General features: G+C 64.9%; 23 protein-coding genes. 6 read left to right on the forward strand and 17 right to left on the reverse strand.

Annotation, left to right across the window (positions count from 1 at the left end):
• Nucleotides 1–9: 9 nt before the first annotated feature.
• The 3 genes from BLT66_RS08570 to BLT66_RS08580 are packed head-to-tail and all read right to left on the reverse strand — an operon-like array spanning nucleotide 10 to nucleotide 3295.
• The gene (locus BLT66_RS08570) at nucleotides 10–1248 is read right to left on the reverse strand and encodes an SAM-dependent methyltransferase (RefSeq protein WP_092757272.1); all 1239 of its coding nucleotides are present in this window, start codon (nucleotides 1246–1248) and stop codon (nucleotides 10–12) included.
• Nucleotides 1249–1256: 8 nt separating this feature from the next.
• The gene (locus tag BLT66_RS08575; protein WP_092757273.1) at nucleotides 1257–1991 is read right to left on the reverse strand and encodes a DUF1365 domain-containing protein; all 735 of its coding nucleotides are present in this window, start codon (nucleotides 1989–1991) and stop codon (nucleotides 1257–1259) included.
• Nucleotides 1988–3295, reverse strand: coding sequence for an NAD(P)/FAD-dependent oxidoreductase (locus BLT66_RS08580; protein WP_255406839.1), 1308 nt, complete (start codon nucleotides 3293–3295; stop codon nucleotides 1988–1990). Before BLT66_RS08580 ends, BLT66_RS08575 begins: the two co-directional genes overlap by 4 nt.
• Nucleotides 3296–3661: 366 nt before the next feature.
• Between BLT66_RS08580 and BLT66_RS08585 the strand changes: the two genes are divergently transcribed.
• Nucleotides 3662–4534, forward strand: coding sequence for a ferritin family protein (locus tag BLT66_RS08585; protein WP_092757274.1), 873 nt, complete (start codon nucleotides 3662–3664; stop codon nucleotides 4532–4534).
• A 1-nt stretch (nucleotide 4535) separates the two neighbouring features.
• On the opposite strand, the gene BLT66_RS08590 is transcribed toward BLT66_RS08585, so the two are convergent.
• Nucleotides 4536–5738 (reverse strand): HD-GYP domain-containing protein, encoded by a 1203-nt coding sequence (locus BLT66_RS08590; protein ID WP_092757275.1) that lies wholly within the window; start codon nucleotides 5736–5738, stop codon nucleotides 4536–4538.
• 67 nt (nucleotides 5739–5805) lie between these two features.
• On the opposite strand from BLT66_RS08590, the gene rfaE2 reads away from it, so the two are divergent.
• Both rfaE2 and BLT66_RS08600 read left to right on the forward strand, forming a co-directional pair.
• Complete coding sequence (rfaE2, locus tag BLT66_RS08595) at nucleotides 5806–6309, forward strand: D-glycero-beta-D-manno-heptose 1-phosphate adenylyltransferase (RefSeq protein WP_092757276.1); 504 nt, start codon at nucleotides 5806–5808, stop codon at nucleotides 6307–6309.
• Nucleotides 6299–7423, forward strand: a complete 1125-nt coding sequence (locus BLT66_RS08600; RefSeq protein WP_092757277.1) for an SLC13 family permease — start codon at nucleotides 6299–6301, stop codon at nucleotides 7421–7423. Before rfaE2 ends, BLT66_RS08600 begins: the two co-directional genes overlap by 11 nt.
• Before the next feature lie 35 nt (nucleotides 7424–7458).
• Here BLT66_RS08600 and BLT66_RS08605 read toward each other — a convergent pair whose 3' ends face one another.
• From BLT66_RS08605 to BLT66_RS08620, 4 genes are read right to left on the reverse strand one after another with little or no spacing between them, the layout of a single operon-like run.
• Entirely contained in the window at nucleotides 7459–8616 is a 1158-nt protein-coding gene (locus BLT66_RS08605; protein WP_092757278.1) for an aldo/keto reductase, read from the reverse strand.
• 49 nt (nucleotides 8617–8665) lie between these two features.
• The gene (locus tag BLT66_RS08610; RefSeq protein ID WP_092757279.1) at nucleotides 8666–9517 is read right to left on the reverse strand and encodes an aldo/keto reductase; all 852 of its coding nucleotides are present in this window, start codon (nucleotides 9515–9517) and stop codon (nucleotides 8666–8668) included.
• On the reverse strand, nucleotides 9505–10218 hold the full coding sequence (locus BLT66_RS08615) for a DUF4405 domain-containing protein (RefSeq protein WP_143029170.1): 714 nt from the start codon (nucleotides 10216–10218) through the stop codon (nucleotides 9505–9507). Before BLT66_RS08615 ends, BLT66_RS08610 begins: the two co-directional genes overlap by 13 nt.
• Before the next feature lie 13 nt (nucleotides 10219–10231).
• Complete coding sequence (locus BLT66_RS08620; protein WP_092757281.1) at nucleotides 10232–10741, reverse strand: cytochrome P460 family protein; 510 nt, start codon at nucleotides 10739–10741, stop codon at nucleotides 10232–10234.
• 76 nt (nucleotides 10742–10817) lie between these two features.
• Here BLT66_RS08620 and BLT66_RS08625 point away from each other — a divergent pair, with 76 nt between their 5' ends.
• Nucleotides 10818–11711 carry a LysR family transcriptional regulator gene (locus tag BLT66_RS08625; protein ID WP_092757282.1) on the forward strand — a complete coding sequence of 298 codons (894 nt, stop codon included), beginning with the start codon at nucleotides 10818–10820 and terminating at the stop codon, nucleotides 11709–11711.
• A 30-nt stretch (nucleotides 11712–11741) separates the two neighbouring features.
• Here the strand turns inward: BLT66_RS08625 and BLT66_RS08630 are convergent, their stop codons facing one another.
• From BLT66_RS08630 to BLT66_RS08640, 3 genes are all read right to left on the reverse strand, one after another.
• Nucleotides 11742–12512, reverse strand: a complete 771-nt coding sequence (locus tag BLT66_RS08630; protein WP_092757283.1) for a hypothetical protein — start codon at nucleotides 12510–12512, stop codon at nucleotides 11742–11744.
• Between the two features lie 134 nt (nucleotides 12513–12646).
• Entirely contained in the window at nucleotides 12647–13582 is a 936-nt protein-coding gene (locus BLT66_RS08635) for an NADP-dependent oxidoreductase (RefSeq protein ID WP_092757284.1), read from the reverse strand.
• A 16-nt stretch (nucleotides 13583–13598) separates the two neighbouring features.
• Nucleotides 13599–14669 (reverse strand): alkene reductase, encoded by a 1071-nt coding sequence (locus BLT66_RS08640; RefSeq protein ID WP_092757285.1) that lies wholly within the window; start codon nucleotides 14667–14669, stop codon nucleotides 13599–13601.
• A 180-nt stretch (nucleotides 14670–14849) separates the two neighbouring features.
• Between BLT66_RS08640 and BLT66_RS08645 the strand changes: the two genes are divergently transcribed.
• Nucleotides 14850–15725, forward strand: a complete 876-nt coding sequence (locus BLT66_RS08645; protein ID WP_092757286.1) for a LysR family transcriptional regulator — start codon at nucleotides 14850–14852, stop codon at nucleotides 15723–15725.
• Between the two features lie 33 nt (nucleotides 15726–15758).
• On the opposite strand, the gene BLT66_RS08650 is transcribed toward BLT66_RS08645, so the two are convergent.
• The 4 genes from BLT66_RS08650 to uraD form a co-directional block, all read right to left on the reverse strand.
• On the reverse strand, nucleotides 15759–16760 hold the full coding sequence (locus BLT66_RS08650; RefSeq protein ID WP_255406840.1) for a phosphotransferase enzyme family protein: 1002 nt from the start codon (nucleotides 16758–16760) through the stop codon (nucleotides 15759–15761).
• An 81-nt stretch (nucleotides 16761–16841) separates the two neighbouring features.
• On the reverse strand, nucleotides 16842–17165 hold the full coding sequence (locus BLT66_RS08655) for a low molecular weight protein tyrosine phosphatase family protein (RefSeq protein WP_092757288.1): 324 nt from the start codon (nucleotides 17163–17165) through the stop codon (nucleotides 16842–16844).
• A 127-nt stretch (nucleotides 17166–17292) separates the two neighbouring features.
• Nucleotides 17293–18273: a Bug family tripartite tricarboxylate transporter substrate binding protein gene (locus BLT66_RS08660; protein WP_092757289.1), complete on the reverse strand. Its 981-nt coding sequence runs from the start codon at nucleotides 18271–18273 to the stop codon at nucleotides 17293–17295.
• Nucleotides 18274–18293: 20 nt separating this feature from the next.
• Complete coding sequence (gene uraD, locus BLT66_RS08665; RefSeq protein ID WP_176955018.1) at nucleotides 18294–18851, reverse strand: 2-oxo-4-hydroxy-4-carboxy-5-ureidoimidazoline decarboxylase; 558 nt, start codon at nucleotides 18849–18851, stop codon at nucleotides 18294–18296.
• A 103-nt stretch (nucleotides 18852–18954) separates the two neighbouring features.
• On the opposite strand from uraD, the gene BLT66_RS08670 reads away from it, so the two are divergent.
• Nucleotides 18955–19920, forward strand: a complete 966-nt coding sequence (locus BLT66_RS08670; RefSeq protein ID WP_092757291.1) for a LysR family transcriptional regulator — start codon at nucleotides 18955–18957, stop codon at nucleotides 19918–19920.
• A gap of 47 nt (nucleotides 19921–19967) precedes the next feature.
• On the opposite strand, the gene BLT66_RS08675 is transcribed toward BLT66_RS08670, so the two are convergent.
• Nucleotides 19968–23084, reverse strand: coding sequence for an efflux RND transporter permease subunit (locus BLT66_RS08675; RefSeq protein WP_092757292.1), 3117 nt, complete (start codon nucleotides 23082–23084; stop codon nucleotides 19968–19970).
• A gap of 11 nt (nucleotides 23085–23095) precedes the next feature.
• Nucleotides 23096–24253 carry an efflux RND transporter periplasmic adaptor subunit gene (locus BLT66_RS08680; RefSeq protein ID WP_092757293.1) on the reverse strand — a complete coding sequence of 386 codons (1158 nt, stop codon included), beginning with the start codon at nucleotides 24251–24253 and terminating at the stop codon, nucleotides 23096–23098.
• Nucleotide 24254: the final 1 nt, after the last annotated feature.

A 24254-nucleotide genomic window follows, 5' to 3' on the forward strand; every position in this document is an offset into this window, starting at 1 on the left:
CGCAGGCAGCTATTTTTTTAATAGCGTGTACTGCACAAGATTGATATTGCCCTTGTCGAAGGCGGCTTCGCAATAGGCCAGGTAGAACTCCCATAAGCGCATAAACCTTTCGTCAAAACCGAGCTGCAGCACCTGGGTGCGGGCGGCCAGAAACTTGTCGCGCCAGCGGCGCAGGGTTTCGGCGTAGTCGGGGCCGAAGGCGAACTCGTCCACCACTTCCAGCCCGGCCGCGGCGGCTTCGCGGCGGAACTCGCGCGGGCACGGCAGGCAGCCGCCGGGGAAGATGTACTGCTGGATGAAGTCGGTGCTGGTGATGTAGCGCTCGAACAGGCTGTCGTCGATCACGATGCTCTGGATGCAGGCGCGGCCGCCGGGCTTGAGCAGGCGCGCCACGGTCTGGAAGTAGGTAGGCCAGTATTCGCGGCCTACGGCTTCGACCATCTCGACCGAGCAGATCGCGTCAAACGGCGCGTCGGCGATGTCGCGGTAGTCCTGCAGGCGCAGGTCGGCGCGGCTGTCCATGCCCAGGCGCTGCATGCGGGTGTTGGCAAAGGCCAGCTGCTCGGTGCTCAGCGTCACGCCGGTCACGCTGGCCTTGAATTCGGTGGTGCCCATCTCGGCCAGCGCGCCCCAGCCGCAGCCGATCTCCAGCACCCGGTCGCCGGGCTGCACCTGGGCCATGGCCAGCGCGCGGCGCACCTTGGCGTTTTGCGCCTCGCGCAGCGGCCGGTCCAGGTCGCCCTCGAACCAGGCCGACGAGTAGTTCATGGTGTCGTCCAGCCACAGCGTGTAGAACGCGTTGCCCAGGTCGTAATGGGCGTGGATGTTCTTCTGGCTGTTGGCCTTGGTATTGCGGTTCAGCAAATGCTTGACGCGGTACCAGAGCCGGCCGATCCAGTGGCCGTAGACCACGTCTTCGATCTCCTGCCGGTTGCAGATGAACACGGTCAGCAGGTCGGTCAGATCCGGCGTGGTCCAGTCGCCGGCGATATAGGTTTCGGCCACGCCGATGTCGCCGGACTTGAGCGCGGCCGCGCAGATATTCCAGTTCTTCAGCGTCATGGCCGCGGTAGGCGCATCGCCGTGCTGCTGGTGGTTGCCGAAGACTTGCATGCTGCCGTCGGGCAGCTGCATGGTGATGCTGCCGTGGCGCAGGCGCTGCAGCAGCTTGAGCGCGGTGCGGGCCGCGGCGGGCGCGTCGGAAGGCACGCTGAAGCCGGGGGCGGTGGTGCTGGTGGTGGAGTTCATCGCGTCTCTTATCTCGTCACAAAATCTTTGGGGGGCAGCGGCTTGCGGAAGAAGCGCACGCGTTTGCGCCACAGCTGGAAGGCCTGCCAGTGGATGCGCGCGACCACGCCGAAGGTCATGGCCGGGTAGCGCCAGAGCGCGCGGCGGATGCTGGCGGCGGTGATCGGTTGCAGGCTGCCGCTGACGCTGGTGGCTATCAGCGCGCCCTGCGCGTCGTCATAGTCGACGCGGGCCACGGTCTTGTCGCCGGCGCGCATGAAGCGGAAGCGGTAGCCGCCCTCGACCGGGCAGAACGGCGACACGTGGAACACCTTGGCGGCGGTCAATTCCACGCCGTAGCGGGGCTGGTCTAGCACATAGCAATGCCGTTCGCCAAAAGTGTTGTTGACCTCGACCACGATGGCGCGCAACGATCCGTCGGCGCGCTCGCAGTACCAGAAGCTCACCGGCTTGAAGGTATGGCCGAAGACCCGCGGGTAGCAGTGCAGCCAGATCTCGCCGTCGGCGTCGGAAATGCCTTCGCGCGGCAGAAGGGCTTCTATCCAAGCCAGCGCGCTGCCCTGGCCGTCGCCGTGGTCGGCGTCATAAAAGCTCAAGGCGGCGCGGCGGTTGATAGCCAGCGGGGTGCCGGCCAGCGAGCGCATCGGCAGCATCAAGAAATACGTGGGGTAGGCAAACGCATGGCGCACCGGGCGAAGCCGCGTGTGGCGCACCTGGCCGAAGCCGATCTGTGCCCGGTTCATGCCGCGCCCTTCAGCAGCTCGGCCACGGCCAGCCCGGCTTTCAAGCCGTCTTCATGGAAGCCGTAGCCCATCCAGGCGCCGCAGAAATAGGTGTGCTGCTGGCCCTGCAGCGCGGGCATGCGCTTTTGCGCCGCGATGGCGGCCAGGTCCAGGACCGGGTGTGCGTAGTCGTAAGTGCCCATGACATGGGTACGCGCGATGTCGCGGATTGGATTCAAGGAGACGACCACCGGCTGGCTCCAGGGCAGCGGCTGCAGCTTGTTCAGCCAGTAGTGCAGGCAGACGCGGCTGGATTCGGTATCCGTGGCCGGTGCGCGCTCGTAGTTCCAGGCGGCCCAGGCGCTGGGATTGCGCGGCAGCTGCGAGGCGTCGGTGTGCAGCACGGCGCGGTTGGCGTGGTAGTGGATAGCGCCCAGGGTGGCCTGCTCGGCTGCGCTGGGGGCGGCGAGCAAGGCCAGGGCCTGGTCGGAATGGGTTGCCAGCACCACTTTGTCGAAGCGCTCGGTGCGGGCGAAGCCGTGGGTCTGGCTGGTGATCTGCACACCGTCGGCCAGACGCTCTATGCGCTGCACCGGGCTGTCCAGGCGCTTGTCGGCAATGGGGGCGGTGATCTTGTCCACATAGTGCCGCGCGCCGCCGGTGACCGTCCACCACTGGGGCCGGTTCAGTACCTGCAGCAGGCCGTGGTTGTGGCAGAAGCGCACCATGGTGGCGACCGGGAACTGCAGCATCTGCGCGGTCGGGCAGCTCCAGATGCAGCCCATCATCGGCAGAAAGTACCAGTCGCGGAAGGCGCTGCCGAAGCGGTGCTGGTCGAGGAATTCACCCAGCGGCTGGGCCAGGGCGGCATCGTGGTTGTCCAAAGCCAGCAGGGTGGTGATCCGGTTGAAGCGCAGCAGGTCGCGCAGCATGCCCCAAAAGCGTGGGCTCCACAGGTTGCTGCGCTGGGCGAAGACGCTGCCCAGCGTGCTGCCGCTCCATTCCACATAGCGCTGGTCCGGGGTGCTGGCGGGTATCTGCGCCGAGAACGACATATCGGTCTTGGCCGTGGCCACGTCCAGCTCGACCAGTAGCTGGATCAGCTGCGGGTAGGTGCGTTCGTTGAAGACCAGAAAGCCGGTGTCGACACCGTGCGTGACCAGGCCAGCGGGGGTGGGCAGGGTCAGGTCAACGGTATGGGTGTGGCCGCCAAAGTAGCTACCAGCTTCGAACAGGGTGATGTCGGCCTGGCCGCGCAGCCGGTGCGCGACCGCCAACCCGGAAATGCCCGAGCCGACGATGGCCAGTTTCAGTGGCCCGCCCATCAGGCCGCCTGGCGAAGGAAAGTGGCTGCGAAGCACCCCGATGCGAACGAGGGAGTGAGGGAGGAGGAGAACCGCCCCGGGGTATCGTGCCTGCACACAGTGTGCGGACGGCTTCGCTGCCAGAAAAAGGTGTGTACCGCAGATGCAGCAACCCGGCTATGGAGCGGCGCTGGCCGCAATAAGTTCCCGGGCCATGCCACCGCGGAGGGGTAAAGGAATGTGAAGCGGGTAGATCGCATGGGGTGATAATATACCAATCAGTCACTTTGTGACTAACAAGTTTTATTTACCGCGCCCCCCGATGTTTTCACCATCCTGCAATGTCACCCTGAACGCCTAGAATGAAGCCAGTTATGAAGGATTGCCATGCTCTACCCTGAACTTTTTAAGCAACTCGAAGCCGTGCGTTGGAATATGGAAAAAGATGTTCCATGGGCTGACTTCGATCCGAGCCTGTTGACCGACGAACAGGCGCAGACCATCAAGATGAACGCCATCACCGAATGGGCGGCTTTGCCGGCCACCGAGATGTTCTTGCGCGACAACCAGGACGACAGCGATTTCTCCGCCTTCATGTCGGTCTGGTTCTTTGAAGAGCAAAAGCATTCGCTGGTGTTGATGGAGTACCTGCGCCGCTTCCGCCCCGATCTCGTGCCCACCGAAGAAGAGCTGCACGACATCCGCTTCGAGTTTGACCCTGCGCCCGCGCTGGAGACGCTGATGCTGCATTTCTGCGGCGAGATCCGTTTGAACCATTGGTACCGCCGGGCCAGCGAGTGGCATTCCGAGCCGGTGATCAAGAACATCTACACCAAGCTCAGCCAGGACGAAGCCCGCCACGGCGGCGCCTACCTGCGCTACATGAAGCGCGCCATCAACAACGTGGGCAACGAAGCCCGCACCGCCTTCACCAAGGTTGGCGTGCTGATGGCCAGCGCCCGCCGCACGGCCCAGGCGCTGCACCCGACCAATCTGCACGTGAACGAGAGCCTGTTCCCGCGCGACACCATCCAGAGCCGCCTGCCCGACCCAGCCTGGCTGGAGCACTGGCTGGACACGCAGATCAAGTTCGACGCGGTGTGGGAGGGCAAGGTGGTCGATCGCATCCTGCACAACCTGAGCCTGCTGATGGACCGCAGCTTCAAGACCGTGCAAGAGCTGAACCGCTACCGCAAAGAGATCAGCAAAGAGCTGGCCGACAGCGCGGCCGCCACGCCGCCCACGCCAGCGGCAACCTGAGCTAGATCAGCGCCAGCAGGCGCTCCAGCTGCACCTGCACCTTGACGTCGCGGTGCGGCACGTGTGCGATGATCTTGTGGATGGCGGTATTGGTTTCGCGCACGATCATTTCGCCGGTGGGCATGCCTTCGCGGTTGATGATCACCGCCACCCGCGGCGCGGTGGTATTGGCGCTGCGGCGGATCACCACGGCGATTTCGCCATTCGCCAGCCGCACATACACCCCCGGTGAGTACACGCCCACGGCCTTGATCAGCGCCGCGCCGGCTTCGTCCACATGCCGTTTCTCGTCGAAATAGCAGGCCTGCATCGCCGCATTGGGCGGCATCGACAGGCGCCCCGCGCGCGGCGACAGCCGGGCGATAAAGGTGTCGGCCCGCTGGATCAGCCGCGCCAACCGCAATGCCACGGTCTTGCCGCCCAGTGGTCCGGGCGAGCGGTCGTGGTGGTGGCGCACCGCCAGCAGCCAGTCTTCGTTGTCCACCCCCATGGCCACCAGCATGCTGAAGGCGCGCTGCGCATGCTGCTCGACCATCTCGATCTGCTTGGCGGTCAACGCCTGGTTCTGCAGGGTCAGCTCGTCCTGCATTGCCGTCATGGCGATGTTCATGGTCAGCGCGGCCTTGCCCAGGGTGGCGTCCAGGTCGGCCGGCCAGTTCAGCACCTCGCGCGCCGCCAGGCTGCACACCACATAGACCAGCATGGCGTGGGTAGCGCTGTACATCTGCATCTCGGTGGCCGACAAATGCATCAGCGCGCACAGCGTGGCGTCCGGGTGCTGCTCGACCAGCTGGTTCAGTTCGGTGTAGAGCTTGTCCAGCCGCTGTAGAAACTGCTCGTTCTGCGGGTCGCGCAGCAGGCCGTTGGCGCGGATCTGCAGGGCGGTCCAGTCGGGGATGGCCGAGACCTCGCGCGCATCGCCTTTGTCCAGGTCGGCGGCGGCCAGCTGCATGTCGGCGATATCGCCCAGCGTGGTATCCGAGCGCACCATCTCGTACAGCTTGCCCACGTAGGCGCGGTGGTTGTCGGCGGCATCCACGTCCACGCACAGGGTCATGCCGCGGGAGGTCCAGTAGCTGATCTCTTCGCGGTCGTTGATCACATACCCCTTGTGGGCGAGCAGCACTCCATGCTCGTTACGCAGGGCAAACGGAAGCGGTTGGCCCAGGCGCAGGGTGGAAACGTTGACAGCAATAAGGTTCATGGTCGTAAAGGTTATCAGTTCAGTATCGACATATCTACTGCTTGCTTGAGCCTGCTAGCATTTATGGATGACCGACACCCTTGCCCCACCCGCTTTTCTCGCCAAAATCTGCCACCGCGAGGATGCCGCCGCCCAGCTGGCCCGCCTGCCCCGCCCCTGGGTGTTCACCAACGGAGTGTTCGACATCCTCCACCGCGGCCACGCCACCTACCTGGCCCAGGCCCGCGCGCTGGGTGGCAGCCTGGTGGTGGCGCTGAACAGCGACGCCTCGGCGCGCCGCCTGGGCAAGGGCCCGGACCGGCCGCTGAACGCCGAGACCGACCGCGCCGTGCTGATGGCCGCGCTTGAATCGGTCAGCCTGGTCACCTGGTTCGACGAAGACACGCCGCTGGAGCTGATCACCGCACTGCGCCCCGACATCCTGGTCAAGGGCGGCGATTACGACATGCAAAAGCTGGCCGAGACCGCCGTGGTGCAGGCCTATGGCGGCACTGCGCTGGCGATTCCGTTTGTCGACGGCTATTCGACCACTGCCCTCGTGCGCAAGATCAAGCAACCGCATGGCGTTTAAAACCCTGCTGGGCCGCGCCTGGCAAGGGCTGCGCAAAGACCGCTTTCTGCAAATTCTGCTGCTGGCCCTGGCCGGCCTGAGCTTGTTCAGCCGCACTCCGCTGTCCAGCTACCCGGCCCTGGTCGATTGGCCCACCATTGCCGCCCTCACCGGCTTGCTGGCCCTGACCCAGGGCGTGGAAACCAGCGGCGCGCTGCACCGTCTGGGCCACTGGCTGGTCGGCTACATGACCAGCGAACGCGCGGCCGCGCTGTGCCTGGTGACGGCCGCGGCCGTGCTGTCCACCGTGCTGACCAACGACGTGGCGCTGTTCGTCGTCGTGCCGTTGACCCTGGGCATCTGCCGCATCACCCCGCTGCCGACCACCCGGCTGGTGGTGTTCGAGGCGCTGGCGGTGAATGCCGGTTCGGCGCTGACGCCCATCGGCAACCCGCAAAACCTGTTCCTCTGGCAGCTGTCGGGCACGTCCTTTGCCCAGTTCGTCTGGCACATGCTGCCGCTGGTGGCGGTGCTGATGCTGTTGCTGTGGGCGGTGACCGCGCTGGCCTTTTCCGGCCGGCCACTGCAGGCGACCGACCCCGATGCGGACCACCCGCTTGACCGGCGCCTGCTCGTGGTGTCGCTGCTGCTGTACCCGGTATTCCTGGTGCTGACCGACCTGCACTACGCGCCCTGGGCCTTGCTGGCCGTGCTGCTGTGCCTGGGCGCCATCCGCTGGCGCGTGCTCGCCCACATCGACTGGGGGCTGCTGCTGGTGTTCGTGCTGATGTTCATCGACCTGCGCCTGCTGGTCGGCCTGGATGCCGTGCAGCATGCGCTGGCCGGCTGGGGCCTGGCCCAGCCCCTGCACCTGTTCTGGGCCGGCATCGCTACCTCGCAAATCGTCAGCAACGTGCCCGCGGCGATTGCGCTGGCCGAGTTTTCCAAGGACTGGAAAGTGCTGGCCTACGCCGTCAACATCGGCGGCTTCGGCCTGATGGTGGGCTCGCTGGCTAACCTGATCGCCCTGCGCATGGCGCCCGACAAACGCGCCTGGATCAGCTTCCACGTGTGGTCCGTGCCGTTTCTGGTGGCCGGGGCGGCCGTGGGGTGGGTGTTGCTGTTTGCTATGTAAAGAATAGCTCCTAGCGCAGGTGGAATATGCGCCAACTAACGTTTTAATGGCGCTTCCACGTCGGAATACACCAGCACGCTGTCCGGCAGGCGCGCACCCTGGATCTCTATCGCCGCAACGGCTGCATCGAGTTCGGCGAGTTCCTGCGGCGTGAAGCGCAGGGCTGCTGCGCCGATGTTTTCAAGCAGGTGCGGCATTTGTGTCGTGCCCGGAATCGGCACGATCCATGGCTTTTTGGCCATCAGCCAAGCCAGAGCGATCTGGCCCGGTGTGGCGGCCTTTCTCGCGGCCCAGCGTTTGAGCAGCTCCACCAGCGCCAGGTTGCGCGGCAGGTTCTCCGGCGCGAAGCGGGATTCGATCCTGCGGATGTCGCCATCGGCAAACCGCGTCCTTGCGTCGATAGCGCCCGTCAGGAAACCTACGCCGAGCGGGCTCCAGGGCACGAAGCCGATGCCCAGTTCCTCGCACAGGGGGAGCACCCATTTCTCGGGGCCGCGCCAGAGCATCGAATACTCGTTCTGCACGGCGGCCACAGGCAATTCCGCGTGGGCCCGGCGCAACGTGTAGGGGCCCATCTCGCACAAGCCCCAATGCAGCACCTTGCCCTGGGCCTTGAGGTCTTTGATGGCGCCGGCGACGTCCTCGATGGGCACCTGGGGGTCCACGCGGTGCTGGTACAGCAGATCGATGCGGTCGGTGCGCAAACGCTTGAGCATGCCTTCGACGGCGAGCTGGATGTGGTCGGGCCGGCTGATGAGTCCTGGAAGCCGCTGGCCGGTCTGCAGGTCGATGTTCCAGCCGAACTTCGACGTGATGGCGACCTGGTTGCGGAACGGGGCGATGCCCTCGCCAAGGATGCGCTCGACCTCGTGCGGGCCGTAGGCCTCGGCGGCGTCGAAGAAGGTCACGCCGCTATCGAAGGCGCGCCGGATGATGTTGAGCATCTCGGGCCGGCTTGGCACCGTGGTCTGGTAGGTGCGGCTCATGTTCTGCACGCCCAGGCCGATGCTGGAGACCTGGAGCGTGCCGAGCTTTCTCAACCCCAGGGGGTTGGCCGTGGCAGACGTACTGGCGCCCATGGTTTGCGCCGCAGCGGGTGTGGCCATACCGGTGGCCAACGAGCTTGCCGCGAGAGTGCCGGCCGACAGCAGAAAGCCTCGGCGGTCGGATGCGGGATGGATGTTCTTCGCCATGGCGGACGTTCTCCTGTTGTGGGGTTGGTGTGCTGGTGCCGGGTGCGCGTCAGATGTCCAGCCGCCGCTCGCTCATCCACTTGACCCTGGCCGGATCGCGGTGCGAGAAAAAGCTGCTGGTGCCGGTCTCCAAGGTGGCGATGTCGGCCATGTCCGCAGCCGACAGCGCAAAGTCGAAGACGTCCAGGTTCTCGGCCATGCGCTCCTTGCGCACCGACTTCGCCAGGGCCACGATGCCGCGCTGCACCAGCCAGCGCAGTACCACCTGCCCGACCGATTTGCCGTGCTTGTTGCCGATGGCCGTCAGCTTTTCGTGGTGGAACAGGTTGTTGCGCCCTTCGGCGAACGGTGCCCAGGCTTCGGCCTGCACGCCGTTGTCGTGCATGAAGGCGGCGCTCTCCATTTGCTGGTGGAAAGGATTGACCTCCACCTGGTTCACGGCCGGCTTGATGTCGTTGAAGGCCATGATGTCCATCAAGCGGTCGGGGTGGAAATTGCTGACGCCGATGGCCCGGAGCTTTCCGGCGCGGTAGGCCTCTTCCATCGCACGCCACGATCCGTGGACGTCGGCATACGGCTGGTGGATCAGGTAGAGATCGAGGTAATCGACCTGCAGGCGGCGCAGTGTCTTGTTAATGGCCTCACGGGTGCGCTCGAAGCCCGTGTCCTGCACCCAGAGCTTGCTGGTCACGAAAAGCTCTTCACGGGCTACGCCGCTGGCACGCAGGCCTTTGCCGACCGCTTCCTCGTTCATGTACGACGCCGCGGTGTCGATCAGGCGGTAGCCGCATGCGATGGCGTCGGCCACGCTGCGCTGGCATTCCTGGGCGTCGGGAATCTGGAAGACACCGTAGCCGAGGATGGGCATCTGCACGCCGTTGTTGAGTGTTACGTGTTGCATGTGGGTTCCTTTACCAATGGTTTGGGCCGGTTGTTCACCGAGCGCGGCATCCAGGCCAGCGTGTAGTGCGTGAGAAAGACATACAGCCCGACGATGGAGATCCAGTGAACGAAGAATCCGGCTGTCGAGGCCTCGAAGTCCCAGCCGTCCAGGCGCATCTGCATGGCCAGCCTGCCGCCCACGCCCATGACAAAAGAGCTCTTCAAGCCATAGGCAGCGATCACCACGGCAAGCAGTCGCAGCGCGAACCTGCGAAGTGGGCCGGCTTGGCGCAACTTCAGTGCGCCGCGCACGGCCAGCATCACCCGCTTCCAGCGTACACCCAGATGCACCGCCACCAGCACCACCACCCAGTAGGCGGCCAGCGTATGGATCTGCCGTGCGGTGAACCCGCCACCCAGCTGCAGGAAGGCGAAGACGCTTTGGGAAATCGAAACGCTGGTCAGCACCAGTGCCGCCATGCCGGCCAGCAGCAACAGCGTCCAAGCCCGGTCGAACCCGCCGCGCGTCTGGCGCAGCGGCTGCGCGACCTGGCCCCACCAGCGCCGGTTGAACAGGTTATGCGCCAGCAGCAGCACGAACATCGCTGTTCCAATCCACTCGTGCACCGCGTTGCCCAACCCGTAGTAGGCCAATCCAGCCACCATCAGACCGGCGGCCACGCCATCCAGCACCAGCCGCAGCAGAAAAGACTTCTTCACCACGCCCGGCCCTTTACTTGAAGCGCTTCATGTCGCTCAGCGTATACAGATGCTGATCGTCTTCGCGGCCTTGGTGGCAAGACTGGCAGCGCGCACTGTTCTCGCTCAGATTGACGGTCTTGTCCGCCTTGAAGTGCTGGAACTGCCAGTCGCCGGTGCGCCGGGCTGGGGCAAATTCCGCGCCCCAGCCGTCTTTTTTCTCCATCACGAAATACCGGAAAACCTTGTTGTCGCGGTAGTCGACCAGCACCACATGCGTGCCGCTGGGAATCAGCTTGCCCAGCTTGATGGCGTCGATGGCTTCCTGGGTGGTCAGCAGGTGCTCGGTGACCTCACCACGCTTGACGGTCGTGTAGTGCACCAGCTGGTCGAGGTTGGTGGGGAAGGTCACCCGGTTCACTTCTGCACGGGCGGCGAGGGCCGAAAGCAGGAAGGCGACCAGCGCCACCGCCCCCGCCACGGGCAAGAAAAAGGAGCGGAAGGCGGAGCGAAATGGTGCGAAAGCCTGCGGTTCTGTGTGCATGCGGACAAGTCTAGACACGCACTCATTCGATGACTAGACTACTTAATTTGCATACTCTTTTAAGCCTCATTAAACAATGACCCGTTTCGATGACCTGGCCGCATTTGCCGCCGTCGTGCGCGTCGGCAGCTTTACCCGCGCCGCCGCGCAGATGGGGTTGTCACCTTCGGCGCTCAGCCAGACGGTAAAGGCGCTCGAGTCCCGGCTCGACATGAAGTTGCTCAACCGCACGACACGCAGCGTGTCCACCACCGAGGCCGGCGAGCGCCTGTACCAGGCCGTGGGCCCGCGCTTCGCCGACATTGAAGGCGAACTCCAGATTCTGAGCGAGTTGCGTGGCAAGCCCGCAGGCCAGGTGCGTATCACCGGCACCGAGAACGCCATCAGCACAGTGGTGTGGCCCAAGCTCGAGCCCTGGCTTCCGCGGTACCCGGAGATCCAGCTCGAGATCAGCAGCGACAACCGCTTTGTGGACATCGTTGCCGAGCGCTTCGACATCGGCGTGCGCCTGGGCAACGACGTGGCCAAAGACATGATTGCCGTGCGCATCGCTCCCGATATGCGCATGGTCGTGGTCGGCGCGCCAGCCTATTTCGCCAAGCGCCCGCCCCCCGCAAAACCGCAAGACTTGCAAGCCCACGACTGCATAGGCCGCCGCCTGCCGACGCACAGCGGCCTGCTGAGTTGGGAATTCCACGAGGGCGGCAAAAGTTTCAACATCAGCGTTTCAGGCCGACTGGCCTTCAACGCCAATCAATTGATCGTTGCGGCCGCATTGGGTGGCCACGGACTGGCCTGGGTTCGCCACGACCAGGTGGACCACCATCTCGCAGATGGCAGCCTGGTGTCGGTGCTGGACGCCTGGTCGTCCACTTACAGCGGTTATCACCTGTACTACGCCACGCGGCGCTCCTCGCCAGCGCTGGCGCTGGTGGTCGATGCGCTGCGGTACGAAACCGGCAGCCGGTAGAACAGATCCGGGCCAGTGCCAAGGACGCCGTCAGGCGCCGGGCACGAACACCATCGCGATGCTGACCCACACGCCGAAGCTGAAGTACGGCGTCAGCCACAGCGCATCGGCCTTCCAGGCCGCCCAGTTGCCGCTGGGTACACGGCGCTGCCAGGCGTCGCGCGCGCCCTGGTCCAGTCGCATATAGGCCAGCCCGTGGGTGCGGCCATGCTGGTAGCGGCGCCAGTACATGGGCACGTCCACGCACAGCACATAGGCCACGAAGGAGATCGAGCCCAGGATGCCGGCGATGGCCAATGCGTACACCCAGCCATTGCTGTCCAGCGCGACGGCGCCCAGCAGCACCGCCATCCACGAGAAGCCTGCCGCCCACAGCGAGGATTCAACCGCCTGGGTGATGTGGTTCAGCGTCAGCACGCTGTGCCAGCAAAAACCTTGCGCCACGATCATGAACACCGGTATCGCCCACGCGGCCATTTGCACCCACGGCAGGCCGGCATGCACGCCCAGCTGGTGCACCAGCAGCCCCAGCTGCAGCGCGAAGCAGATCTCGGCCACCGTGGCGGCGGAGCGGCCCAGGAAGATGCTGGACAGCCGCGTGTCCACCACCACCAGCCGCTCCAGGTCTACCCGCGGCAGCACCGAGCGGTAGGCGCACACCAGCACGTAGACGCCCGACAAGGCCAGCTGCAGCCCCGCGTGGATGCCGCTGCCTGGCCCGAATTGCAGCACCGCCAGCCACAGGCCCACATTCAGCACGGCAATCGCGCACAGCGCCCGCCACCAGGACAGAACTCCCATATCTGCTTCGATGGGTACTAGCGAAAAATTGTGGCGGCTTGATGACATGGTCGACAAGCGTAACCGGGAGGCGGTTGGGGAGGCAAGCGCCTTTACAGCAGGCTGAGGTACCTCGACATCGACTACGGGATCGATCAGCGCGAGAAGTCCGCCACGACTTTGCCGATGCGAGGGCCGGTGCGGTTGCGCTCAATGGCAGCAGGAATGTCGTCGAAACCCACGACTTCGCTGAGCTTGGAGAGCAGCGAGCCTTGGGCAATCTCCGCAGCGAGCCTCGCCAGCAGCGTCGTGTCCGCCTTGTTTACGAACCACAGTCCGCGACGGCCGGCGGGGGTGCGCGCCAGGATGTCGGGCGCTGCTGCGGTGACGATGGCGCCGTTCTTGGTCAACACGTCCCAAGAGCGGTCGAGCACTTCGCCGCCGACGTAGTCGAGCACCAGGTCGATGTCCTGCGCAACCGACTCGAAGCGTTGGCGGCGGTAGTCGATGACGTGGTCCGCGCCCAGGCTGCGGACGTAATCCAGGCTGGCGGTTGACGCCGTCGCGAAGACTTCGGCACCCGCCTGCTTGGCGTATTGCACGGCATAGCCGCCCAGCCCTCCGGCTGCACCGTGGACCAGGATGCGCTGGCCTGCGGCGATGGGCCCCGCCTGGTGCAGGCTCAGCCAGCCTGCGACAGCCGCCACAGGGATGCCGGCGGCCTGCACATCGTCCAGGCCCTCGGGCGTGTGCACCAGGTTCGCCTCGGCGACCGCTACGAAATCGGCATAGGCGCCAAGTTGGCCCAACGGACCCATGACGCGGTCGCCTACCTGAAAGCGCGAAGCCCCAGGCCCTACCGCCTCGACGGTGCCTGCCAGCTCAATCCCCAGCACGGCGGGGAGTTGCACGGGGAAAGCCTTCTGCACGAGGCCTTCGCGGAATTTCCAGTCGATGCCGTTCACGCCGGCCGCGCGAACGCGGACCAGCACCTGGCCGTCGCCAGCGGAGGGTTTGGCAATCTCGGCGACCTCGGCGGCGGAAGCACCGCCATAGGCGCGGACCAGTACGGCGCGTTGAGTGGTTGTCATGTGAAGTTTCTCCTGTTCAGGCCGCCACGGCGACCAGGCTCGGGTAGTCGGTGTAGCCCTTGGCGTCACCGCCGTAGTAGGTGGCGTGGTCCGGTGGGTTCATCGGTGCGTTGGTCTTCAGGCGTTCCACAAAGTCGGGGTTGGCCAGCACCATTTGTCCGTAGGCTTCCAGCTCGGCCAGACCCGACGCCAGGTCGGTGCCGATCTGTTCGCGTGCGCGCCCCGGGCGGTTCACGATGAGCGTGCCGCTCCAGAGCTTGCGGATGTCAGCCACCAAGGCCTCGTCACCCACATGCATCACATGCACATAGGCCAGGCCCAACTTGGAGAGTTCAGTGATCACATGGCGGTACAGAGCTGGCGCCTCGGAACCTTCATCGATGCCCCCGAGCTTGGCGCCGGGAGAAAAGCGGATGGCGGTCCGGTCCGCGCCGATTTCTTCGGAAATAGCCGTGGCCACCTCGATCGCGAAGCGGGCGCGGTTCTCGACCGAGCCACCATATAAATCGGTGCGGGTGTTGGCGCTGGGGGCGAAGAACTGCTGGATCAGATAGGCATTCGCGCCGTGGATCTCGACCCCGTCTGCACCTGCTTCGATCGCCCGACGCGCGGCCAGGCGGAAGTCCGCCACGGTCTGGCGGATCTCTTCGGTGGTCAGCGCGCGTGGCTCGGGGATGGGCTGCATGCCCGTCATGGTGAACATCGGCGCGCCGGGAGCGATGGCCGAGGGCGCTACGGCCTGCCGGTGGTGCGGTGTGTTGTCGGGGTGGGACATGCGCCCCGCGTGCATGAGCTGGATGAACAGGCGTGAGCCCTTGTTATGCACGGCCTGCGTGATGGCCTTCCAGCCAGCGACCTGGGCATCGGTGTAGATGCCCGGGGTGCACAGATAGCCTTGCCCGTCGTCGGAAGGCTGCGTGCCCTCGGAGACGATCAGGCCGACGCTGGCGCGCTGCGCGTAGTAGGTGACGGCCAGGGCCTTGGGCGTGCCGTCGAATTCGGCGCGCGAGCGGGTCATCGGTGCCATCACGAGGCGGTTAGAGAGGGTGTAGCGGCCGACTTTGACGGGGTTGAAGAGTGGGGTCATGAGGATCTCCTGAAGGGGGTGAATGCCTCAGACGGACTGAGGTACTTGAACGCGTGCCACGAGGGCTTGCGATTCGGAAACAAAGGCTTTCTTGGATACGAGGCCGCATCTTCGATTAACCCACCAATAAGATAAAGATGGTTTAATGAGAATGATTGATCCATAGATGGCACTATCAAGATGGAATATCTGAACGACATGGCTCTGTTCGTGGAGGTCGTGAAGGCCAAAAGCTTTCGCGCAGCCGGCGACGCGACGGGGGTGCCCAACTCGACCTTGTCGCGCCGAATAGGGGCACTGGAAAAGTCGATAGGCCTGCGCCTGCTGCATCGCACGACCCGCAGGATCGAGCTGACCGAGGCGGGGCAGATCTACTACGATCGTTGCCGGCGTATCGTCGAAGAGGCGCGGCTCGCGCATGAGCAATTGGGCGAGATGCTGGCCCAGCCCAGTGGTGTGCTGCGTGCCTCGTTACCCGTGGACTTCGCAACCATTTACCTGGCGCCGCTGATCGCGGAGTTCGCCCGCCGCTATCCGGGCATCACCTTCGATTTGGATCTCACCCCGCGCAGGGTGGACCTGGTGGCCGAGCCCTTTGACGTCGCCATCCGCATGGGCGATCAACCAAGTTCCACGCTGATCGCGCGCCAACTTGCACGCATCACGCCCTACCTGTATGCCTCGCCCAGCTATCTGAAGATGGCAGGCGAGCCCACCGAGCCCGCCGAACTGCGGCACCACGAGTGCCTTGGCTTCTCGAAGTTTGGACCGTGGGTACTGCACAAGGACGATGCAATGGCCGAGGTAGATATCGGCCGGCGCTTTACGGTCAACAGCGTTGGCATGTACCGCAGCCTCGCAGTCCTTGACCAAGGGATCGCCCTGCTGGCCGAGGGAGTCGTCGCGGACGATGTGGCCGAGGGGCGCTTGCGTCGCGTCCTGCCTGGCTGGCATGGAAGCCCCATACCGGTGTACGCCTTGACCGAAACTCGGCTGTTGCCAGCCAAGACTCTGCGCTTCATCGAGTTCTTGCAGGAGCGACTGATCGCTCCATAAGGCGGACGCATCTCCGCCTGGGCTGGTGTACCGCTAAGTTGGCAATTGCAACGTCTCCCATTGGTGTAGCAACGCGACCTGTCGGCGGAGTTGGTCGGTCGGTATTGTTTGGGAACCCCAGACCGGAACGCGTCCTGCGTACTCTCCCAGCAACCAGAATTGCCGTACCGCCATAAAGCGTGCGATGGCGGCAAGGTCGGCATCTGCGACCGGGCGTTTATCTCGGTAGGCGGAGATGTAATGCTTCCACCGCATTTCCACTTTATCGGAAGCCTTGCCGTCCGGTACGCGCGGATATAGGTTCCATGGGTAGACCGCCAGCTCATACGCCAGATAGCCTGGGCCTGCCTCGTCGAAATCGAAAAATACGGCTTGGCGTTGTCCTTCGGTGTTGGTCATGACGAAATTGTTCTGACCGTGTGCGTCGCCGTGGCACAGCACGCGGCTCAGTTCGCCCAGGGCGCGTATTTCATCGTGTAGCCGCAAGCCCAGCTTCTCGAATTGCGGGCGCAATTCGCCAGTCATGGACGGTGCGCGAAGCAGGCCCTCCAGCGGCCTCAGGAGAAGGTAGTCCAAGTCAAGCACATAGGCGCTCGCGGGCCCCTGGTAGCTTTCGCCCCCTTGGTGCAAGGCAGCCAATCCGTGCGCAAAGGCCTGGATGTCAGCTGCTGATTCACCCGTGAACTCGCCGTCCAGATATTCGAAGAGCATCAACGTTCGGGCGCCTTCCGGCAGCGGCACCTGTATGGCGACCTCGCCGGCCGCCGTTGTCACGCAACGAGAAACCTGGCAACCGACGCGGGCCCAATGCTCCAGTGCCGCAGCTTCGAACGACACGTTCGGGCCACCCCGTGGTCGTTCGGCAGAGATTCTTGCCACAACGCGCCGCCCGTTGGCAAAGCCCAGTCGATAGACCTGGTTGAAGCTTCGCCGCAGGAATTCACTTTCGACTACCTCGCCGAGCCTATAGCGAGCCTGGACAAGGGCGGCGATGCTGCTTGCTGTTGGCGTTGATTGCGCGATTTCCAGTTGCATACTGCCCCGCAAGAAAAAGGACGCGATTATGGCGGGGCGACGCATCAGGCTCGAACGGCTGCTTCTGGCCGATACGCAAACCTAGCGCAGATGCCCCGGCACCCGTTTCTCCAACAGCGCAACCAGCTCTGGCTGCATGAACTGGTAGTTGTCCGGTATGTCCAGACACACCACCTTCTTTCCGGCTAGGTGCCGCTTGAACCGCTGGGCCAGTTGCGTACGGTGCCGCTTTTCCATGACGCAGATGATGTCGGCCCACTCGATCTGGTCCGCGCTCAGCGGGCAGTCTGCGTCGGGCGCCAGACCGGCGGAATCCGTTTCTATACCGGGTGCGGCGGAGAAGACCTGCTCGGCGGTGGGGCTGCGCAATCTGTTGCGGCTGCAGATGAAGAGTACGCGTGGCATGGCGGGAGCTATATCCAGGGTTTAAACAAAAAGAGCTGCCAGCGCAGATGGTACCTGCGCTGGCAGCTCTTTTTGCTATAGCAACTGGGTTTGCGGTGCTGGCTACGGTGTTCTGACTTTGCTACCCCTATTGCGGCACAAGCCCCGAAGCCTTCACCAGTTCGGCATGCAGCGCGATCTCCTGGGCGATGGTTTGCTGGAATTGCTCGGGGGTGGTGGGTGCCTGGTCCATGCCGATCTCGTAGAGTTGTTTCTTCACGTCCTCGCTTTGCAGGATGGCGTGCACCTGGCGGTTCAGCTGGTCCACGAGGGGGCGGGGCGTGCCCGCCGGAGCCAGTAGGCCTATCCAGGTCTGCATGACCATGTTCGGGATGCCTGCTTCGCGCATCGTGGGCACGTCGGCGATCAGCGCCGAGCGCTTGTCGCTCATCAGCGCCAGCGCCGTCAGCTTGCCGGACTTGAGGTAGGGCAGCGCCTCTGGCAGGGGCGCGAACAGCAGGTCCACGTTGCCACCCAGCAGGTCGGTGATGGCCAGTGCGCCCCCTTTGTAGGGTATGTGGGTCATGCGCACCTGTGCCCGCGTTTCGAACATCAACGCGGCCAGGTGTTGCGGGCTGCCGTCGCCCGAGCTGGCGTAGTTCAGACCACCGGGCTTGGCCTTGGCTGCGGCGAGAAGCGCCCCAGCGCTGGGGAACTTCTGCTTGTCATTGACCACCAGCACCATGGACTGGTTGGCCAGCTTGGTGATGGGTGCGAAATCCGTCTGCGGGTCGTAAGGCAGCTCTTTGAAGATGCTCTTGTTGGTGGTCAGGAACGAGGCGGGTGAAGCCATCAGCGTGTAGCCGTCCGGCGCGGCCTTGGCCACCACCGGCAGGCCGATGCGGCCGGAGGCTCCGGCCCGGTTGTCCACCACGAAGGGCTGGCCGGTGACAGCGGCCAGCTTCTGGCCGATCAGGCGCGCAATGATGTCCACTCCGCCGCCGGCAGGCAGCGCTACCAGCAGTTTCACCGGGTGGTCGGGATAGCTGCCCTGGGCGCTGGCGGGCATGGCCGCGGCCAGCAGGCCCAGCGCGCACGCCAGGAGGGAAATTTTGCGTCGAGTGTGCATGGATAACTCCGGTGGGTAGGTCAAGAAGGAATGGATTCGCCGTGGCAGGCAACATGGGAAACATCAGGCACCAGGTGGTCCAGCCGCAGGCGGGTGATGGCGGCGATTTCGCCGAGTGTGGTGACCAGCTCGGTGGTGCGGTCGTGCGCCAGGCGCTGCTCGAAGGCTTGCAGGGCCGATTCCCGCGTGTGGCGGCGGATGCACAGGATGAACGGGAAGCCGAAGCGCGCCCGGTAGGCCCGGTTGAGCGCGCTCCAGCGCTCGGCATCAACGGTGTCCAGCCGCGCCAGCGAAAGCGTGCCCTGCTCTGCAATCGACGCGTCGGTCATCAAACCCCGGCGAGCGTCGTCACCGGCCAGCTCCGGGTGTCCGGCATAGAAGGCGACGCGTGCGGGCTCGTCCAGAGCGGCCACCACATCCACCATTGCCGCGTGCAAGGCATCGACTGTCGCAAAAGGGCGCTGGTCGATGACGCCGTGTGCCACCCAGGGCGCATGCTCCCAGATGTCGGCCAGGGTGGCGCAAAAGACTTCGGGCGCGCAGGTGTTGAGGTGTTGCAGGGTAGATCGTGTGGTCATGAAACGGATCTTAGGGAGGCAAATCATTGCCGTCCATCACCATTTTTGCAGTGCTGCATACGCATAATTAGTACACTCTGCCTGCACTTCTCCTGACCCATCCATGCGCCATTCCCTCGTTCCCGCCGCACTGCGCTACGCCGACCAGGTCGCGCGCTCGGGCTCCATCCAGAAGGCCGCGCGCGAACTCCACGTGGCGGCTTCGGCCATCAACCGGCAGATCCTGCAGCTGGAGGAAGAGCTCGGCGTGCCCTTGTTCGAGCGGCTGCCGCGCGGCATGCGTTTGACGGCCTCGGGCGACGCACTCATCACGCTGGCGCGCCACTGGCTGCAGGACGAGCGTGGGGTGGTCGCCGAGATCCGGCGCCTGCAGGGCGTGCACCAGGGCCATGTGTCGCTGGTGGCCATGGACAGCCATGCCACCAGCGTCATGCCGGCCCTGGTGCGGGATCTGGGTGCGCAGCATCCGCTGGTCAGCCTGTCCATCGCGCTGGCCACCCCTGACGATGCCGAGGCTGCACTGCTGACCGGCCAGGCCGACCTGGCCGCCATCTTCAACCTGAAACCGCGCCGGGAACTGCTGGTGCTCTGGAAGAGCGCGCTGCCGCTGGGCTGCGTGGTGGCACCCGGCCACCCGCTGGCGCAGCGCGAGACGGTGAGTTTCCAGGAGGCCATGGCCCACCCGGTTGCGCTGCAGAGCAAGGCGCTGACGATACGGCGTTATCTCGAGGCGCAATACAGCTGGCTGTTCAAGGAACCGCGCCGCTATACCGAGACCAACTCGCTGCAGCTGGTCAAGCAGTTGGCGCTGGGCGGCAACCATGTGGTGTTCACGTCCGAGCTGGACGTGGCGTCGGAGCTGGCCACCGGACAGCTGGTCTTCATCCCCATCCGGGACCGGGGGGCCGAACCCCAGGAGATCAGCGTGGCCGTGGATGCCACCAAGCCGCCCGGCCCGATCGTGAAGCTGGTGTCCGAGCGGCTCATCCAAGCGCTGCAGGACTGCCTTGCAGCGGCACGTGCACAAGGCGCGCGCGCAGTCATGGCAGAAGCTGTATCCAAGGCTTAGACAAAAAAGGCTGCTAGCGTATATTCCATCAGCGCTAGCAGCTCTTATTACGATAGCGCTTTGGTCTGCGATTCCGGCAACAACTGCGCGGGTGCTGGGGTCGGTTTCCCCCGCAGCTTTGCACCCATGCGCCGGAACCAGTGCTCCAGGTCGTCGATATAGGTAAACACCGCCGGCACCACCAGCAAACTCAGCACCGTGGAGGTGATCAAACCGCCAATCACCGCCACCGACATAGGGCTGCGGAAGCTGCTGTCGGCCGCGCCCCAGCCCAGCGCAATCGGCAGCATGCCGGCGCCCATGGCCAAGGTGGTCATGACGATGGGGCGGGCGCGCTTGTGGCAGGCGTCTAGCAGGGCTTCGACCCGGGTCATGCCGTGGTCGCGGCGCGCCACGATGGCGTATTCGACCAGCAGGATGGAGTTCTTGGTGGCGATGCCCATCAGCATGATCAGGCCGATCAGCGAGGGCATGGAGAAGCTCTTTTGCGCGATCAGCAGGCCGACGAAGGCGCCGCCCAGCGACAGCGGCAGCGCGCACAGGATGGTGACAGGGTGCAGGAAGTCCTTGAACAGCAGCACCAGCACGATGTAGATGCACAGCACGCCGGTCAGCATGGCCAGGCCGAAGCTGGCGAACAGCTCGCCCATTACCTCGGCATCGCCGATTTCCACCACCTTCACGCCGGGCGGCAGCTGCTGGATGGCGGGCAGCTTTTGCACCAGGGCGGTCACGTCGCCCAGCGGCAGGCCGGACAGCTCGATTTCGAAGTTCACGTTGCGCGATCGGTCGTAGCGGCTGATCACGGCTGGGCCGCCATTGGTCTCCAGAGTCGCCACCTGGCCCAGCATCACCGGGCCCTTGCTGCCGGGTACGGCCAGGCGCTCCAGCACGCCCAGGTCCTTGCGCGCGCTGTCGTCGAGCTTGACCACGATGGGCACCTGGCGCTGCGACAGGTTGAGCTTGGGCAGCGACACATCGAAGTCGCCCACGGTGGCGATGCGCAGGGTTTCGCCGATGGCGTTGCTGGTCACGCCCAGGTCGGCGGCCTTGGCGAAGTCGGGCCGCACCGCGATCTCCGGGCGGATCAGGCTGGCGGTAGACGCCACGCTGCCCAGGCCGGGGATGGTGCGCAAATCCTTCTCTACCGCCAGCGCGGCGGCCTGCAGGGCCACCGGGTCTTCGCCGGTCAGCACCAGGATGTATTTCTCGCCCGAGCCACCCAGGCCGACCTTGCTGCGCACGCCAGGCAGGGCTTCGAGCGCGGCGCGGATATTGTTTTCAATGCCCTGCTTGCGCGGCCGTTCGCCGCGGTCGCTGAGCAGAATCGTCAGCGTGGCCTTGCGCGCCTCGGATGCGCCGGCCGGGGCAAACGGGTCGCCGCCTGCACTGCCGCCGCCGATGGTGGTGTAGATGCTCTTCACATGCTCCACCTTGGCGATCAGGCTGCGCGCCTGCTCGGCCGACACGCTGGTCTGGGCCAGCGTAGAGCCGGGCGGCAGTTCGATGTAGACCTGGGTTTGCGAGTTGTCGTCTGGCGGGATGAAGCCGGTGGGCAGCAGCGGAATCAGCGCGATCGAGCCGAAGAAGAACAGTGTGGCGCCCACCATGGTCAGCACCCGGTGCTTCAGGCACCAGGTGGCCCAGCGCATGTAGATGCGCATCCAGCCGGCTTCCTTCTCGGCGCCGACCAGGGGCTTGAGGATGTAGGCCGCCATCATCGGCGTCAGCACCCGCGCCACGATCAGCGATGCCACCACCGCCAGCGCCGCGGTCCAGCCGAACTGCTTGAAGAACTTGCCGGCAATCCCGCTCATGAAGGCGGTCGGCAAAAACACCGCCACCAGGGTGAAGGTGGTGGCAATCACCGCCAGGCCGATCTCGTCTGCCGCCTCCATCGCCGCCTGGTAGGGCGTCTTGCCCATGCGCAAGTGGCGCACGATGTTTTCCACCTCGACGATGGCGTCGTCGACCAGAATCCCGACCACCAGCGACAGCGCCAGCAAGGTGATCACGTTGACCGAAAAGCCCAGCCAATACATGCCGATGAAGGCCGGAATCACCGACAGCGGCAGTGCCACCGCTGACACAAAAGTCGCGCGCCAATCGCGCAGGAACAGCCACACCACCACCACTGCCAGGATCGCGCCCTCGTACAGCAGGTGCATGGAACCGGTGTATTCCTCTTCCACCGGCGCCACGAAGTTGAAGGACTCGGTGAGCTCCATGTCGGGGTATTGCAGCTTCATCTCGGCCAGCGCTTTTTGCACCGCCGTGCCCACCGCCACTTCGCTTTCGCCGCGGCTGCGGGAGACCTCGAAGCCGACCACCGGCTGGCCGTTCAGCAGGGCTGCGGAGCGCTGCTCGGCGGTGGTGTCGCTGACCGTTGCCACCTGGTCCAGCCGGATGCGCCGGCCGTCGCTCAGCGCCAGTTGCAGCTGGCCTAGCTCTTGGGCGGTTTGCACCGTGGCCAGGGTGCGCACCGGTTGTTCGCCGCTGCCTATGTCGGTGCGGCCACCGGCGCTGTCCAGCTGCACCTGGCGCAGCTGGCGGGAGATGTCGGCAGCGGTCGCGCCCAGGGCCTGCAGTTTCAGCGGGTCCAGCGCCACCTGTACTTCGCGCGTCACGCCGCCGACGCGGGTCACCGCGCCCACGCCGCGCACTGCCAGCAGCTTGCGCGTCACGTCGTTGTCGACAAACCAGGACAGGGCTTCGATGTCCAGCTTGGCGGACCGGATGGTGAAGGCCAGCACCGGCTGGGCCGCCATGTCCATCTTGTTGACGATGGGGTCGCGCACGTCCGCCGGCAGGTCGCTGCGGACCCGGGCCACGGCGGAGCGCACATCGTCCACCGCTTCCTGCACGGCTTTTTCAAGCCGGAACTCGGCCGTCACCGTGACGCTGCCGTCCTGCACCGAGGTGTAGATGTGCTTCAGGCCTTGCACCGTGGCAATCGAGTTCTCCAGCTTGCGCGCGACCTCGGTTTCCAGCTGGGCCGGCGCCGCGCCGGGCAGGCTGGCGGTGACGATGACCGTGGGCAGGTCGATGTCGGGGAAGTTCTGCACCTTCATGGCGTTGAAGGACAGCAGACCGGCAAAGGTCAGCAGCACAAACAGCATGACGGCCGGTATCGGGTTCTTGATGGACCAGGCGGAGACATTCATCTGGATGCTCCTTATTTACTAGCTGCTTGCGCAGGCTTTACCTGCGCTGGAGCCGTATTTGGCTTGGAAGCTTCAACAACCCGCACCAGATCGCCGTCGTTCAGGAAGCCCGCGCCGCTGGCCACCAGCAGCGCATTCGCGTCCAGCCCGCTGGTGATCTCCAGCCGGTCGCCGATCTGCCGCCCGGTCTGCACCTTGACCCGGGCCACGCGCTTGTCGGCGCCCACGCGGTAGACGTAGCTGAAGGCGTCGCGCACCACCACGGCGGTTTGCGGTACGGTCAGCGCGGCGCTCTGGCCCAACTCAAACGCGCCCTTGGCGAACATGCCGGGTTTCAGCAGATTGCTTTGCAGGTCCACATACACCAGGCCCATGCGGGTTTGCGGGTCGACTGTGGGCGCCACCATGCGCACCTTGCCTTTGACCGGCGTGCCGTTGGCGGTGTTGACCAGGGCTTGGGTGCCGACCTTGATGCGCTCCAGCTCGGCGGCGGTGACTTCGGCGCGCCATTCCAGTCGGCCCTGCCGCACCATGCGGAACAGCTCGGTGCCGCTGGCCAGCACCGCGCCCACGGTGGCGCTGCGGGCGCTGATGGTGCCGCTGTCGGGCGCCAGCACCTGGGTGTGCTTCAGGCGCTGCTGCTGCACTACCAGCGTGGCCTTGGCGGCCTCGACGCGGGCCTTGGCCACCTGTTCGGTGGTCAGGTACTGGTTGATCTGCTGCTCGCTCAAGGCGCCGGTGGTTTGCAGGGTGCGGGCGCGGCTGGCGTTGCCGGCGGCGTCCAGCGCATTGGCTTCGGCTTCCAGCAGATTGGCCTTGGCCTGGGCCACGTCGGCCTGCACGCTGTCGGCTGCAAAGGTGGCCAGCACCTGGCCGGCGCGCACCACGTCGCCCACATTGGCGCGCACTTCCAGCAGGCGCAGGCCATTGGCCTCGCTGCCGATGCTGGCCTCTTGCCAGGCGGCGACATTGCCGTTGGCGCTGAGCTGCACCGTCCACGGGCTTTGCTGCGGCTGCACGGTGGTGACGGTCAGCGCCGCCTTGGGCTGGGCGGCCTTGTCTTCGCCGGCTGCCTGCGTATATGTGGCAAACAGGCCGCCAGCGCAGGTGATGATTGCTAGAGCAGCTGCGAAAACAATAGCGTTGGGTTTGAAGGCGATGGGTGTCATG

The organism is Rhodoferax sp. OV413 (assembly GCF_900104385.1).
GTDB lineage: Bacteria > Pseudomonadota > Gammaproteobacteria > Burkholderiales > Burkholderiaceae_C > Rhodoferax_B.

Excerpts from the sequence above, each read along its gene's own strand:
- BLT66_RS08570 (WP_092757272.1), bottom strand. The coding sequence starts at position 1,248 with ATGAACTCCACCACCAGCACCACCGCCCCCGGCTTCAGCGTGCCTTCC.
- BLT66_RS08575 (WP_092757273.1), bottom strand. The coding sequence starts at position 1,991 with ATGAACCGGGCACAGATCGGCTTCGGCCAGGTGCGCCACACGCGGCTT.
- BLT66_RS08580 (WP_255406839.1), bottom strand. The coding sequence starts at position 3,295 with ATGGGCGGGCCACTGAAACTGGCCATCGTCGGCTCGGGCATTTCCGGG.
- BLT66_RS08585 (WP_092757274.1), top strand. The coding sequence starts at position 3,662 with ATGCTCTACCCTGAACTTTTTAAGCAACTCGAAGCCGTGCGTTGGAAT.
- BLT66_RS08590 (WP_092757275.1), bottom strand. The coding sequence starts at position 5,738 with ATGAACCTTATTGCTGTCAACGTTTCCACCCTGCGCCTGGGCCAACCG.
- rfaE2 (WP_092757276.1), top strand. The coding sequence starts at position 5,806 with ATGACCGACACCCTTGCCCCACCCGCTTTTCTCGCCAAAATCTGCCAC.
- BLT66_RS08600 (WP_092757277.1), top strand. The coding sequence starts at position 6,299 with ATGGCGTTTAAAACCCTGCTGGGCCGCGCCTGGCAAGGGCTGCGCAAA.
- BLT66_RS08605 (WP_092757278.1), bottom strand. The coding sequence starts at position 8,616 with ATGGCGAAGAACATCCATCCCGCATCCGACCGCCGAGGCTTTCTGCTG.
- BLT66_RS08610 (WP_092757279.1), bottom strand. The coding sequence starts at position 9,517 with ATGCAACACGTAACACTCAACAACGGCGTGCAGATGCCCATCCTCGGC.
- BLT66_RS08620 (WP_092757281.1), bottom strand. The coding sequence starts at position 10,741 with ATGCACACAGAACCGCAGGCTTTCGCACCATTTCGCTCCGCCTTCCGC.
- BLT66_RS08625 (WP_092757282.1), top strand. The coding sequence starts at position 10,818 with ATGACCCGTTTCGATGACCTGGCCGCATTTGCCGCCGTCGTGCGCGTC.
- BLT66_RS08630 (WP_092757283.1), bottom strand. The coding sequence starts at position 12,512 with ATGGGAGTTCTGTCCTGGTGGCGGGCGCTGTGCGCGATTGCCGTGCTG.
- BLT66_RS08635 (WP_092757284.1), bottom strand. The coding sequence starts at position 13,582 with ATGACAACCACTCAACGCGCCGTACTGGTCCGCGCCTATGGCGGTGCT.
- BLT66_RS08640 (WP_092757285.1), bottom strand. The coding sequence starts at position 14,669 with ATGACCCCACTCTTCAACCCCGTCAAAGTCGGCCGCTACACCCTCTCT.
- BLT66_RS08645 (WP_092757286.1), top strand. The coding sequence starts at position 14,850 with ATGGAATATCTGAACGACATGGCTCTGTTCGTGGAGGTCGTGAAGGCC.
- BLT66_RS08650 (WP_255406840.1), bottom strand. The coding sequence starts at position 16,760 with ATGCAACTGGAAATCGCGCAATCAACGCCAACAGCAAGCAGCATCGCC.
- BLT66_RS08655 (WP_092757288.1), bottom strand. The coding sequence starts at position 17,165 with ATGCCACGCGTACTCTTCATCTGCAGCCGCAACAGATTGCGCAGCCCC.
- BLT66_RS08660 (WP_092757289.1), bottom strand. The coding sequence starts at position 18,273 with ATGCACACTCGACGCAAAATTTCCCTCCTGGCGTGCGCGCTGGGCCTG.
- uraD (WP_176955018.1), bottom strand. The coding sequence starts at position 18,851 with ATGACCACACGATCTACCCTGCAACACCTCAACACCTGCGCGCCCGAA.
- BLT66_RS08670 (WP_092757291.1), top strand. The coding sequence starts at position 18,955 with ATGCGCCATTCCCTCGTTCCCGCCGCACTGCGCTACGCCGACCAGGTC.
- BLT66_RS08675 (WP_092757292.1), bottom strand. The coding sequence starts at position 23,084 with ATGAATGTCTCCGCCTGGTCCATCAAGAACCCGATACCGGCCGTCATG.
- BLT66_RS08680 (WP_092757293.1), bottom strand. The coding sequence starts at position 24,253 with ATGACACCCATCGCCTTCAAACCCAACGCTATTGTTTTCGCAGCTGCT.